Source organism: Natrinema ejinorense (assembly GCF_002494345.1).
In the GTDB taxonomy this organism is placed as follows: Archaea; Halobacteriota; Halobacteria; order Halobacteriales; family Natrialbaceae; genus Natrinema; species Natrinema longum.
Genome location: NZ_NXNI01000001.1, coordinates 687,015 through 699,695, shown reverse-complemented (window position 1 = coordinate 699,695; position 12,681 = coordinate 687,015). Strand labels below are relative to the sequence as shown.

General features: G+C 65.1%; 12 protein-coding genes. 5 read left to right on the top strand and 7 right to left on the bottom strand.

Annotation, left to right across the window (positions count from 1 at the left end):
• Positions 1–72: 72 nt before the first annotated feature.
• Positions 73–1,092: an LLM class flavin-dependent oxidoreductase gene (locus CP557_RS03620; protein WP_097378648.1), complete on the top strand. Its 1,020-nt coding sequence runs from the start codon at positions 73–75 to the stop codon at positions 1,090–1,092.
• 94 nt (positions 1,093–1,186) lie between these two features.
• Here the strand turns inward: CP557_RS03620 and CP557_RS03615 are convergent, their stop codons facing one another.
• The 3 genes from CP557_RS03615 to CP557_RS03605 form a co-directional block, all read right to left on the bottom strand.
• Entirely contained in the window at positions 1,187–2,878 is a 1,692-nt protein-coding gene (locus CP557_RS03615) for a bacterio-opsin activator domain-containing protein (protein WP_097378647.1), read from the bottom strand.
• Positions 2,875–3,339, bottom strand: coding sequence for a response regulator (locus tag CP557_RS03610; protein ID WP_097378646.1), 465 nt, complete (start codon positions 3,337–3,339; stop codon positions 2,875–2,877). The genes CP557_RS03615 and CP557_RS03610 overlap by 4 nt, the downstream gene beginning before the upstream one ends.
• 333 nt (positions 3,340–3,672) lie before the next feature.
• On the bottom strand, positions 3,673–4,182 hold the full coding sequence (locus CP557_RS03605) for an FxLYD domain-containing protein (RefSeq protein ID WP_097378645.1): 510 nt from the start codon (positions 4,180–4,182) through the stop codon (positions 3,673–3,675).
• Positions 4,183–4,409: 227 nt separating this feature from the next.
• On the opposite strand from CP557_RS03605, the gene CP557_RS03600 reads away from it, so the two are divergent.
• Positions 4,410–5,459, top strand: a complete 1,050-nt coding sequence (locus CP557_RS03600) for a hypothetical protein (RefSeq protein ID WP_097378644.1) — start codon at positions 4,410–4,412, stop codon at positions 5,457–5,459.
• Here the strand turns inward: CP557_RS03600 and CP557_RS03595 are convergent, their stop codons facing one another.
• Positions 5,460–6,512, bottom strand: coding sequence for a hypothetical protein (locus tag CP557_RS03595; RefSeq protein WP_097378643.1), 1,053 nt, complete (start codon positions 6,510–6,512; stop codon positions 5,460–5,462).
• A gap of 153 nt (positions 6,513–6,665) precedes the next feature.
• Here CP557_RS03595 and CP557_RS03590 point away from each other — a divergent pair, with 153 nt between their 5' ends.
• A complete protein-coding gene (locus tag CP557_RS03590) occupies positions 6,666–7,691 on the top strand; it encodes a hypothetical protein (RefSeq protein WP_097381516.1) in 1,026 nt (341 codons plus the stop codon).
• Positions 7,692–7,766: 75 nt separating this feature from the next.
• Here the strand turns inward: CP557_RS03590 and CP557_RS03585 are convergent, their stop codons facing one another.
• Entirely contained in the window at positions 7,767–8,831 is a 1,065-nt protein-coding gene (locus tag CP557_RS03585) for a polyprenyl synthetase family protein (RefSeq protein WP_097378642.1), read from the bottom strand.
• 137 nt (positions 8,832–8,968) lie between these two features.
• On the opposite strand from CP557_RS03585, the gene CP557_RS03580 reads away from it, so the two are divergent.
• Both CP557_RS03580 and CP557_RS03575 read left to right on the top strand, forming a co-directional pair.
• The gene (locus CP557_RS03580) at positions 8,969–10,279 is read left to right on the top strand and encodes a M28 family peptidase (RefSeq protein ID WP_097378641.1); all 1,311 of its coding nucleotides are present in this window, start codon (positions 8,969–8,971) and stop codon (positions 10,277–10,279) included.
• 257 nt (positions 10,280–10,536) lie between these two features.
• Complete coding sequence (locus tag CP557_RS03575; RefSeq protein WP_097381515.1) at positions 10,537–11,343, top strand: NAD(+)/NADH kinase; 807 nt, start codon at positions 10,537–10,539, stop codon at positions 11,341–11,343.
• Positions 11,344–11,454: 111 nt separating this feature from the next.
• On the opposite strand, the gene CP557_RS03570 is transcribed toward CP557_RS03575, so the two are convergent.
• Both CP557_RS03570 and nth read right to left on the bottom strand, forming a co-directional pair.
• Positions 11,455–11,715, bottom strand: coding sequence for a hypothetical protein (locus tag CP557_RS03570; protein WP_097378640.1), 261 nt, complete (start codon positions 11,713–11,715; stop codon positions 11,455–11,457).
• Positions 11,716–11,813: 98 nt separating this feature from the next.
• Complete coding sequence (gene nth / locus CP557_RS03565) at positions 11,814–12,497, bottom strand: endonuclease III (protein WP_097378639.1); 684 nt, start codon at positions 12,495–12,497, stop codon at positions 11,814–11,816.
• Between the last annotated feature and the right edge of the window lie 184 nt (positions 12,498–12,681).

Here is a 12,681-nt window from a genome sequence, read left to right as displayed (position 1 = left end):
CGTCGGTGATTTGCACAGTCACGATTGCGACGAATCGAACGGCTATTGAGCGTTCGCTTCCCAGCGGTCGATATGGATCTCTCTATCGTCGACCTCGCACCCGTACCGGAAGGCGGTACTGCGACAGAAGCCTACGAGAATACGGTCGAGCTCGCCCGGTTGGCCGAGGAACTCGGCTACACGCGGTTCTGGATGGCCGAACACCACGGAATGACGGACTCGATCGCGAGCACGACCCCGGAGACGCTGATCGCGTATCTCGCGGCCGAAACGGACGAGATCCGAGTGGGTTCCGGCACGGTCTTACTCAACCACTACCAGCCGTTCAAGGTCGCGGAGACCTTCAGTTCCCTCGACGCGCTGGCTCCGGGGCGCGTCGATCTCGGCCTCGGGCGGGCGACCGGGATCCCGGCCGCGGACCGTGCGCTGGGGACCGACCGACAGAAACGAAATCCCGACGAGGACCACGCCGAGAAGATCGACGCGACCGTGAGCCACCTCTACGACGGGTTCCCGGACGACCACGCCTACGCCGACCTCCAGCTTCCCCGATCCGCGGACGACGTTCCCGAGGTGTGGGTCCTCGGCTCGAGCCCCTCGAGCGCCGAGATCGCCGGCAAACTCGGCCTCCGGTACTGTTTTGCCGGGTTCATCCGACCGACTCTCGCCGAGCGCGCGTTCGAGACGTATCGCGACACGTTCGACCCGTCGCCGCTCGGTGCTGGCCCGGACGAACCGACCGGAATGCTCGCGATGAACGTTGCCTGTGGGGACAGCGACGACGAAGCGGCCAGGCTGCGAGCGACCGCCGAAGCGTCCTACAAGCGGATGCGACGCGGCGTCGTCGGATCGCCACCGTCCGTCGAGGCGGCGATCGAGGAACTCGGCGGCGTCCCGGAGCCAACGCCGAACCCGCTTCCCGACGGCGACTGGCCGCGCTCGATTTCGGGGAGTCCGGAGACGGTAGCCGAGTTGCTCGAGCAACTCACGGATCGGGTCGGCGTCGACGACGTCATCGTCCAGAACATCATCGCCGATCACGACGACGTCCTGCGCTCTCACGAACTCCTCGCGGACGGCGTCGGGCTCTAAGACGGTCCCCTGTCTCGAGCGACCGCGACCCCACGGACGGGTCGCGGGGTCGCCGGCACTGACTGACAGCGGTCCGTCTGAAACGTCGGCCCCGCTACTCGCCGAAAACCGAATCGAAGAACTTCCGCTCGGCGGTCCGAAGGTGCTGGTTGAACGTCGCCGGCGCGATTCCGAGCCGCTCGGCGATCTCCTCGCCCGTGCTCCCGCGTGGCCAATCGAAGTAGCCCGCGAAGTAGGCGGTCTCGAGGGCCGCCCGCTGTTTGTCGGTCAACTCGTCTTCGAGCACGGACGGGGTCGACGTATCGGTTCGGGTCCCCCGCTCGGTGGTGCGTTGAGCGAGATAGGTCACGTCCTCGCGCTGGGACTTGATGTGCTCGATCATCCGCCGCGTGTCCCGGCCACGCGGGAGTTCGACGACGAACCGGAACTCCCCGTCGGCGATCGTCGCCGACGCGACGCGACCGCCGTGCGTGGCGATCGTTTCGAACAGCGAGACGGCCGCGGGTGCGATCAGTTCGAACTCGAGTTCGTCCCGCCTGACGGAGCGGAACCGGACGTCCTCGATCCCGTCGGTCCTGTCGATGGCGTCGGTGAACTCCTCCTTGGAGAGGCCGTGTGCGGAGCCGTACGCGAGCAAGGCCTCGTCACCGCTGACCAACTGCTCGAACTCGATCGTACACGATTCCGCCGCCGAGAGTTCGACCAGTTCCTCGGCCATCGCCCCGATGCGAAACTCGAGTTCGACGACGGCGTCGCTGACCAGCGCGTCCTTGCGTTCGATCGCCGTGATCGCGTGGGCGACGATGTCGCCGATCCGATCGAGGACGCCGGCTTCCGGCCCCTCGAACGCGCGTGGCGACGAGGAGTAGACGTTCAAGACGCCGTAGACGAGATCCTCGTGGACGATCGGGATCGCTGCTGACGACCGGTAGCCCCGGGAGTAGGCAGCCTCGCGCCACGGTTTGAAATCGGGGTCGCTCTCGGTGTCGTTGGTGACCCTCACTTGGCCGGTTCGGACCGCCACCCCCGCTGGCCCCTGGCCGGTCTGCTCGTCCTCGTTGGCGGTGATCTCGATCTCGTCGAGATAGCCGTCCTCGACGCCGGCCGCTGCCTTCGGGACGACGCGGTCGCTGCCCGGTTTGACGCCGCCGATCCACGCGAACCGGTAGGCGTCCGACTCGGCGAGGCGATCGCAGACTTGCTGTTCGAGTTCCGCTCGCGTCTCGGTCGTGATCACCGCGTGGGTGATGTCGTGGACGATCCGGTTGAGTCGGTTGAGCGACTCGAGGTGATCGCGCTGCTGGCGACGCTCGCGTTGCTGGCGGGCGCGTTCGATCGCGTGATGGATCGTCCGGACGAGCAGTTCGCTCGTCACCTCGTCTTTGACGAGGAAGTCCTGTGCACCGCGCTGGATCGCTTCGACGCCGACCTGCTGATCGCGGACGCCAGTCAGGACCACGATCGGCGTCTCTTCGGCCTCCTCGTGGACCGTCTCGAGGGTCTGGACCCCTTCGCTATCGGGGAGGTTCAGGTCGAGCAAAACGATGTCCGTCGGCTCGGAGCGGACCGCCTCGATCCCGTCCTCGAGGCGGCTCTCACGGCTGATTTCGGGCGTCGGACCCGGGGCCGTCCCCTGGCTGACGCGCTGGGCGAGTTCCTCGGAATCTCGCAGCATCTCCTGAATCAGGCGGGCATCGCCGGGGTTGTCCTCGATGAGAAGAATGTGGAGTGTATCGGTCGCTGTTTGGCTGTGCTCGCTGCCGATACGGGCATCCGTCTCGCTCATTGGCTATCGACCCCCGGCGGGAGTCGGACGACCGAGAACCAGAACTTCTCGAAGGCCCGGACGGTTTCGATGAACTCATCGGGATCGACCGGCTTCGTGAGATACGCGTTCGCGTGAAGTTCGTAGGACGTGGCGATATCCTCCTCCGCCTGCGAACTCGTCAGGATGATTATTGGAATCGATCGAAGCGCCGGATCGGCCTTCAGCTCCTCGAGAACCTCCTCGCCGTCCTTCCCCGGCAGGTTGAGATCCAGCAAAACGAGATCCGGCTGTGGCATGTCGGCGTACTCGCCACGCTGGGTGAGGAAATCCAGCGCTTCGTTGCCGTCCGAGACGACGTACATGTCGTTCTCGATTCGACCTTGTTTGAACGCTTCCTCGGTAAGACGGACGTCACCAGGGTTGTCCTCGACGAGCAGGATGCGGACCGGTTCTGCGCCGGCGGTGTCTGAGTCTCTCATCGGGTGGTGGTTTCGCCGCCGCGTTTGAGGTGGTGGCCAGCGCGATCGAACCCGTCGATCGGCGGGGACGGAGCCGACGATGTTCCCACCGCCGCTCGGCTCGCTGCCGATCTCGAACTGAAACCCTCCATATTACTCCACCGTTCGGCGCGAATACGGATATACGTGAGGTTCTATCACCTGAACAGCCAATCGCGGTATCGGGCACGCCGTGGCGCTAACGGCGGTGAAAAACGTCCTCGAGATGGGATCGAGGTCGACGTGATCGCGACATCGTCTGGGAGTCGAGCCTCCGACGTACAGAGACGCGAACCGGCGACCGAATCGCGACACTCACGACGGGGTTCCCAGAACGGTGATATCGTAGTCGGCAACGTCCGATGGGGCCTCGAGGACGACGACCTGGAACTCCCACGACGACCCCCCATCGAGGTCGCCGGTACTGGCGAAATAGCGGCCGAGCACGTTCCCCGAACGGTTGTAGATACGGGTCCGTACTTCGACGGTCTGGATCCGATTCCGGCCGGTATTCGCGACGATCCCCTGTACCGTCGAGCCGAGGTAGCCGTCTTCGACGACGAACTCGTGTTCGACCAACTCGAGCGGATCTAGAGGCGTCACCGAGTTAGTGGGTTCCTGCTGGGCGAGTGCCGAGGCGGCCGAGAGCTGGGTCGCCGACCGGCTGGAGACGTTGCTGGCGTTTACGTCGCCGACGTTTCCGTCCTCGTAGGCCGGCTGGCCGTCGAGCCCGCCCCCGCCGAGACAGCCGGCGGCCGCGGCTGCGATCCCCGACCCCACCGACGCGAGCACTCGCCGTCGGCTCGTCGGTTCCGAACGGGTCATGGCCGGCGACCGATCGTCCGCGAGTTGGTTCCCTCACCGAGCATACACCGGACCGACACCGCCGATCCATTTCAGTGTAGGCCTTGAAGCGGCAGTTCTCGTTTCCGGGCGACGTCTCGGTCGTTCCGGGACGAGCCACGCGGTAGCCCTCGCATCTGCCACCGGTTCGAATCGTGGCGAACTGTGCAACGCAGGCCCTTATTGTCGGTTCCATTGATGCTCTCACCATGGGGACCTCCGAGAGCGACGAGACGCTCGAGTCCTACGGTGCCGATATCGGCGGCCAGGTCGGGTTGCTGACGCGGTTCCATGAGTGGGTGCTGGTCAAAGGGAATCGGTTAGGTGTCGCCGGGGCCCTCTCGGGCCTCGTTTTGGTGCTGGTGATCGGACTCTACGAACTCGGCGTCATCAACTTCGCCAACCCGAACTCCGTAACGCGGGTAGCAAGCGGCATGATCGCGGGGACGTTTTCGCTCGTGACGCTCGTCGTCTCGGTCAACCAGCTCATTCTCTCCCAGGAGTTCGCTGCGGCCGGCAAGGCTCGCGATCAACTCGAGGAAGTCATCGAATTCCGCCAGGACGTGGCCGACGCCGCCGCCGTTCCCGCGAGCCCGGCGTCGCCGACGCGAGTACTCGAGCTGATCGTCGAGTCGATCCATCACGACGCCGCCGCGCTCGCCGACGCCGTTGCGGATCACGACGAGGAGGTCCGCGAAACGGTCGTTCGGTACACGAACGGCGTCCAAGAGCGAACGGATCGGATCGAGGACCGAATCGAGCAATCCGATTTCGACACGTTTACCGCCGTTTCGGCGGCGATCACGTACGACGAGTCCTGGCACTTGTACGTCGGCACGCATCTCCGCGGCGAGGACGCCGACGCGCTGTCTCCGACCGCTACCGAACGGCTCGACGAACTGGTCGACTCCCTGAAACTGTTCAGCGTGGCTCGAGAGCAGTTCAAGACGACCTACCTGCAGCGGGAGCTCACCCGATTCTCGCAGTTGACGATCTACTGTGGCGTGCCGTCGATCCTGTCGGCGATCCTCGTCGGCCTCCTGTACGCCGACGTCACTGGAGCGAGCGTCAGCGCTGCCGTGCTGCCCTACGTCGTGAGCGTCCTGATCGTGGTCGTCCTCACACCCTTTGCGCTCCTCGTCTCCTACATCCTTCGAACCGCGACCGTTACGCGCCGAACCGCGTCGGTCGGCCCGATGGTGCACCAGAAAGAACCCGACGAAGGGCCGTTCGACGTGACCTATGGGGAAGACGGGTAGTTACTCCCACTCGACGTCGGCCCCGCGGTCGGTCTCCCGGAGGACGAACGGCCCGATCGCGAGCGTCCACTTCGCGACGGTCACGATACGAAGGATGTACGACAGGAAGATCGCGAAGGGCGTGACACCGACTGCGAAGCCGAGGCCGACGACCAACAGCCCGTGGTCGAACCCCGCGGTCGTCCCGGCGACATCGCCGGTCTCGAAGATCAGGATCATGTACGCAGCGACCGAGAGCGCGGGCAACGCGATATACGCCAGCGCCCGCGAGATGGTGATGATTTCCCACCGGAAGTACAACGTCTTGAAGTGCTCGCGGGCCGGTCCGAAGAACTCGAGGATCCCGATCAGTTCCTCGAGTCGCTCGAGGACGGCCGCCGGCAGCGTCTCGTCGTGTCGGTTTCGCACGCGGCGACCGGTGTAGATCTTCCACGAGTAGTTGTACTCGAGGGCGGCCTGGACGACCTCGAACCGGCCGAACTGCTGGCCCTCGAGGTCGGCCGCGACGCGTTCGGCGTCCGCCACGAGACCCGCGGCGTACTCGCGGACGTCCTCGCGAGCGCGCTCCTCGATCTCCGGGTCGGACTCGAGCAACTCGAGGAGGGCCCGCCCCCGTTCCTCGGTCGATTCGACGAGGCCCCGGAGAAAGATGGAGGGCTCCGGCGGGCTCGTGTTTCGGTCGATGGCAGCTTCGGCGTCCCGGCGAAAGTCGAGCGCGTCGGTCATCCGTTCGCGCTGGTCGCCGATCGGACCGAGTTCTGCGGAGAGTACGAGCTGATTGAACGTCAACACGAGACTGACGCCGATGATGATCCCGATGATGATCGGCGTAAACAGTGCGAAGACCGGGTCGGGTTCGAACAGCTTCGCGATCGAACCGGGGCCGAACTGGCCGAGGCCGATGAGGACGACGTAGGCGACGACGAGCATCGTGCCGGCGACGAGAATTCGGTTCCCCTTGACGAGAAACCACAGCACTGGACGACCACCGTGAACGCGATCCGCCATCGTATTGGCCGTCTCGTCGCTCGCAGACCCACTACGGTCGCTCATACCGCTGCTATCACGAGCGCTCGGACAAACGTTTCCGTCGTTCGCACGAGACCGGACGCGGGCACCGTTCGAGACCGGACCGTTACCGACCCGTCGTCTCCCGGCCCGACGCTTTTGTCCACCGTCGTGGTCGGTTCGGATCGCCGAATGGATATCTCGGATTCGGACGCCGACGAGAACCGGGGCGGACGGCTTGCCGGCCCGCGGCTGTATCTCCTGCTTCGGATAAACCGCTGGGCGTTGACGGGGATCGTACTCGTCGTCGTGTTCGTCGTTCTCGTCGGCCTCAGTCAGGTCGGGCTCACCCCGCTTCGCGTGATCGTCGCGTCGAACAACGGGACCTTCTGGATCTTCTCGGCCTTTATCGGCGCGGTCATCACGGGAACGTCGATCGTCGTCACGATCAACCAGCTGGTGCTCTCCCAGGAACTCGGCGCGGTCGGCGACCAGCGCGAACGGATGGAAGCGGCGATGGAGTTTCGCCAGGATCTGGAAGGGAAACTCGAGGAGGACGTGACGCCGCCCGAACCCGCCGCCTTCCTCTACGAACTCGTCGACGGCATCCAGGAGGAAGCGAACGAATTCGAGTCGGCGATAGCGGCCGAGCCCGGCCACAGCGACGACCTCCAGGGGAAAGTCGACAGCTACGTCGACGACATCACCGAAAACGCTCGGAGCGTCAAGAAAGACCTCGAAGGCGCCCAGTTCGGCACGTTCGAGGTGATCTGGAACGCGCTCAAATTCAACTACTCCCGAAAGATCTACGACGCTCGCAAGCTCCGTGCCGATCACGACGACGAACTGTCGGCCGACGCCGACGAAGAGATCGACGAGATGATTTCGCTCCTGAAGCTCTTCGGCCCCGCTCGGGAGCACTTCAAGACGCTGTACTTCCAGTGGGAACTGATCAATCTCTCACGGGCGTTGCTGTACGCGTCGATACCTGCCCTCTTGTTGACGGGAATCATGCTGATGTACGTCGATGCCAGCACGTTTCCCGGCACGACGCTTGGCGTCGACAACCTCGTCTGGGTGACGAGCACGGGGTTCATCGTCGGTATCACGCCGTTCGTCGTCTTCACCGTCTACGTCCTCCGGGTCGTGACCGTCGCGAAGCGAACGCTCGCGATGGGGCCGTTCATCCTCCGGAAGTCCCAGCGGGACGAGGATCTGGGGTGACCACAGCCCCCGGTCGCGGCGACTGCGGGCCACCGGAGACAGTCGTCGTTTTCGATCCCAGTGGCGTTCGATCCGCTACGTATCGCGCTCGATGACGAACTCCGTGAACTCGTTTAATTTGCGGGTCGTCTCCGGGTCGAAGGCCAGCCCGTCGATCGCCTCGCGGGCCCGTGCGGACAGCGTGAGCGCACGTTCGCGCGCATACTCGATGCTACCGGCCGCCTCGAGTATCGACAGGGCCTCGCGGATCTCGTCGTCGGTGTTGTCCTCGCTCGCGAGGATTTCCTCGAGCCGGCTGGCGCGGTCAGGCTCGCTCTCCTGTATCGCGTGGATGACCAGGAGGGTCGTTTTCCCCTCGCGGATGTCGTTGCCAAACGCCTTGCCGAACTCGCCGGCTCGACCCAGCGAGTGCTCGACGTCCAAGATGTCGTCGCCGATCTGAAACGCGATCGCGGTCAGTTCCGCGTACGTGGCGACGGCCTCCTCGACCTCGGGGGGTTGGTCGGTGATGATCGCAGCGAGACGGGCGACGATCCGACCCAGGCACCCGGTCTTGCACGCACACATCTCGAGGTACTCGTCGGTGCCGATCCGGACCTCGGTTTCGTTGTGCCAGCAGATGTCCATCCCCTGGCCGAGATGTGTCCGGTTGAGTTCGTGCATGAGCATTTCGTAGGCGGCTAGCCGCCGCTCGGCCGGGAGGTCGGCCGGATCCCGCGTGAGGATCTTCAGCGGCAGGAAATACATCGCGTTGCCGGCGTTGAGCGCGATATCGCGGCCGTAAATCCGGTGGAGCGCCGGCTCGCCGCGCCGAATCGTGGCCCCGTCCTCGACGTCGTCGACGATGATCGTCCCGTTGTGCAGGATCTCCGGGATGCAAGCGTAGGGCAAGTACTCGGCCGGGTCCTCGCCGAATCCCTCGACGAGGACGAGAAAGAGCACTGCGCGCCATCGTTTCCCACCCCGGTCGAGCAGGTCCCACAGCGGCGTCGCTAACGCGCGTTGGATGCCGGTCGGATCGTACTCGTAGGTCGGGGATCCAAAAAACGACTCGAGATAGTCGGCGTCGATTTCGCGTGGGACCAGATCGGCGATCGCCTCGTCGATGGCCGGCCGCCAGTCGGCAAGCGTCTCCCGCATATCGACTCCGAGATGGAGCGGCGTAAAAAAGATTCGTAGTCGGCGTGTCAACAACACTTTACAACATAATTTCAGTTTCCGCTCAGCGACCGCGATCGGGCGGTACAATTACCCGGCCGCCGCTCCACGGTCGAACTATGACCGACTGGATCGGAACCGTCTTCGAGAGCGACCGTGGCTGGACTCACCTCGAGGGGCTCGTCGATATCGGCAACCGGATGGCCGGCAGCGAGGGCGAACGGGAAGCCGCCGAACTGACCCGGGACGCCTTGGCCGACGCTGGCGCGCGAAACGCCCGCCTCGAGCCCTTCGAGATACAGGGCTGGACGCGAGGCGAGAGCGCGATTCTGGCCGGCGACACCAGTCAGGACTGTATCGCCCTTCCGCGCAGCCCCGACGACCGCGTCGTCGCCCCGTTGGTCGATCTCGGCTACGGCCTGCCCGAGGATTTCGACGACACCGACGTCGAGGACGCGATCGTCATGGTCCGCAGTGACGTTCCCGACTACTACGACCGGTACCTCCACCGCCGGGAGAAATACCACTACGCCATCGAGAACGGGGCAGCAGGGTTCGTCTACCGAAACCACGTGGAGGGATGCCTCCCCCCGACCGGCAGCGTGGGCTGGAAGGAAGAGCCGATCGGCCCGATTCCGGCCGTCGGCGTCTCGAGCGAGGTCGGCGCACGACTCGCCAGACGGTTCGACGGCGAGTCGATCACGGTCTCCGTCGACGCGGCGATTCACCCTGCGGAAAGTCAGAACGTCCACGCCGAACTCGGTCCCGACACCGACGAGCGCGTCCTCGTGACGAGTCACGTCGACGCCCACGATATCGCCGAGGGCGCGATGGACAACGGCGCCGGCACCGCCATGCTGATCGAGATCGCGAACGCCCTCGCAACGCGCGAGGACGACCTCGAGACTCGCGTCGAGTTCGTCGCCTTCGGGGCCGAGGAGGTCGGTCTGATCGGATCCACGCGCTACGCGGAGGACGCCGACCACGACGCGATCACGGCGGTCGTCAACAACGACGGCGTCGTCCGCGATCGGACGCTCTCGATCATCACGCACGGCTTCGACGAACTCCGAGACGTCGCCAACGAGATCGCGGACCGGTACGATCACCCGATCGGGACGGTCCCGAAGGTCGGGCCCCACAGCGACCACTGGTCGTTCGTCCAGTGGGGCGTCCCCGGCTGTCACGTCAAGTCGATCGCCGACGGTCCGGGACGGGGGTGGGGACACACCTTCGCCGATACGATCGAGAAACTCGAGCCCCGAACGCTGCGCGAGCAGGCCATCCTCCTGACCGAGTACGTCGTCGCGCTCGCTCGGACGGAACTGACGGTCGACCACAGGGATCCCGAGGCGATCGCGGCCGATCTCGAGTCCCAGGATCTCGCCGAAGGGATGCGGGTTACCGGCGACTGGCCCTACGACGAGTGATACGGTCCCCTGTCCCGATCTCCCGGCGCAACCGCGAACCGCCGTGTGGTTGCGCCGGCGCTGACTGAGGAGTCCGTATGAGACCGTCGGAGGCGGGCCGTTCGCTACGACTGTGACCGGCCGTCGAAGACGGGTCCCGTTTCCATCGGGAAGCCGATCCCCCGATGCAATCGCCGACGGTCTCGTATCGGTTGATCGACCGCCGGCACGCGGTCGACAACCGTACGCTTTTGAGCGGGCCGTGTGAACTGACGGCCATGGATGGCGCGTGGAGCGCGGGCAGTTCTCCCGTCGTCGGCGTCGTCGATCCCGAGGACGCGGCCAGCGACGCGATCGGGATCGGCGAGGCTCTCGAGACGGCAATCGTCGACGCCGGCGGGACGATCAGTAGCGGGGACCTCGAGGACGTTCTGGCGGCCGACCCGTCGGTGCTGGTGACGGCCGGCGAACGAGCCCTGTCGGCGATCGCCCGTGCCGGCGTCGACTCCCCCGTCCTGCCGGTCGGTCCCGTCTCCGGTATCGAGTCGATCGATCGCGATCGACTTCCCGATGCACTTGCGGCCGTCCTCGATGGGGACAGCGTCCGTCGGTCCCACCCAGTTCTGGACGTCGTCCTCGAGTCGACGCGCGACGGCGAGCCCGCGAGTGTCGTGGACCGAGAACGTGCCCTGTTCGACGTGACGCTCATCACCGACGAACCGGCACGGATCTCCGAGTACGGCGTCCGAAGCCGTGGGGAGCCCGTCGCGACCTTCCGCGCCGATGGCGTCGTCGCGGCGACGCCGGCGGGCAGCCACGGCTACGCGAGTGCTATCGATACACCACAGCTCTCGCCGGCCATCGACGCAATCGCCGTCGCGCCGATCGGGCCGTTCGTCACCCAGACGCGCCGATGGGTGCTTCCACACGACGAGTCGACGTTTACGGTCGAACGCGAGGAAGGCGACGTGACACTCGTCGTCGACGGGCGATCGGCCGGGATGGTAACGCCCGAGTCGCGGGTTGTCGTCGCCGCCGACGGAACGCTCTCGACGTTGTGCGTCCCCGACGAGCGGCTATCGTAGCCGGTGACTCGAGGGGATACGACAGACCGTCTCATACGGTCTTCTGTCCGTCAGTCCCGGTGGGGTCGCGGCGGTCCCGGTCCCACCGGGACATCGGGACAACAAACCGTCTCAGCTGTTGTACGGCTCCTCGTCCCGGTGGTGGTCCGGATTCGCATTCTCGAGGGCGTCGTCCTCCCGGTCGTCGGATTGCTGTTCGATGTCCTGACGGCGTTGCGCGTCGTCCCGTCGCTCTCGGGCTTCCTTCTCTTCCTCGGTGAGCCCCTCCTCGTCTCGCGTTTCCTCCGGATCGGTTTGCTCCTTCTCGAGTTGAACGTCGCGGCCGTGTTCGTCCTTGTCGGTGGTCTCGTGTTCGTCAGTGGTGTCGGACATAGTGATCCCGACGTGGGGTATCGGCGGCTACCGAAAGGGCGTTGGGCTTGCGAAGGTCGGCGTACCGATCGTGCCGTTTCCGGCCGTCTGCTCGCCGATTACCAGGGGTCGCCGGAGGCGAGGTCGATCTCGCTGTCGCCTTTCTCCGAAGGGCAGATGTCCGCCAGCACGCAGTCGTGACAGTCGGGATTCTGTGCCGTACAGGTCGCCCGCCCGTGGTCGATACAGAGGTGGGTAAACTGCTGCCAATCGGCCTCGGGGACGATCTCGATCAGATCCTGCTCGATCCGTTCGGGGTACTTTTCCTCGGTCAGCCCCAGCCGCCGCGAGAGCCGCTGGACGTGCGTGTCGACGACGATCCCCTCGACGATATCGTGGCCGTGCTGGAGGACGACGTTCGCCGTCTTTCGGCCGACACCCGAGAGTTCGGTTAATTCGTCCATCGTATCGGGTACCTCGCCGTCGTGTTCCTCGAGGATCGTCGCACAGGAGTCGCGGATGTACTCCGCCTTGCTGTTGTAATAGGTGATCGAGTTCAGATCCTCCGCGAGTTCGTCCTGTGCCGCGTTCGCGTAGTCCTCGGCCCCGTCGTACGTCTCGAAGAGGTGCTTCGTTTCCTTGTTTACCCGCTCGTCCGTACACTGCGCCGAGAGGATCACCGCGATCAGTAGCTCGAGGCGGTTCGAGTACCGCAACGAAATCGTCGACTCGGGATACTCCGCCTCGAGGCGGTCGACTACCGCCTCGGCTTGGGCCTGCGGCGTCTCGCGTGGGGTTCCCATAGGAGGGTGGTGGGAACCGGTTCTGTTTAGCGTTCGGATTCCGGAGAGGCTCGGCGGCGGAACGGACGCAATCTGCCTTCGGCGTTGGTCTCGCGACTCGAGCGTCGGCCGCGGAATGTTAGCTGTAGCGAATTTCCAACGTGGGAGTCAGTCCCGGACCGAAACCGGTCGCCGGATGCCGTGA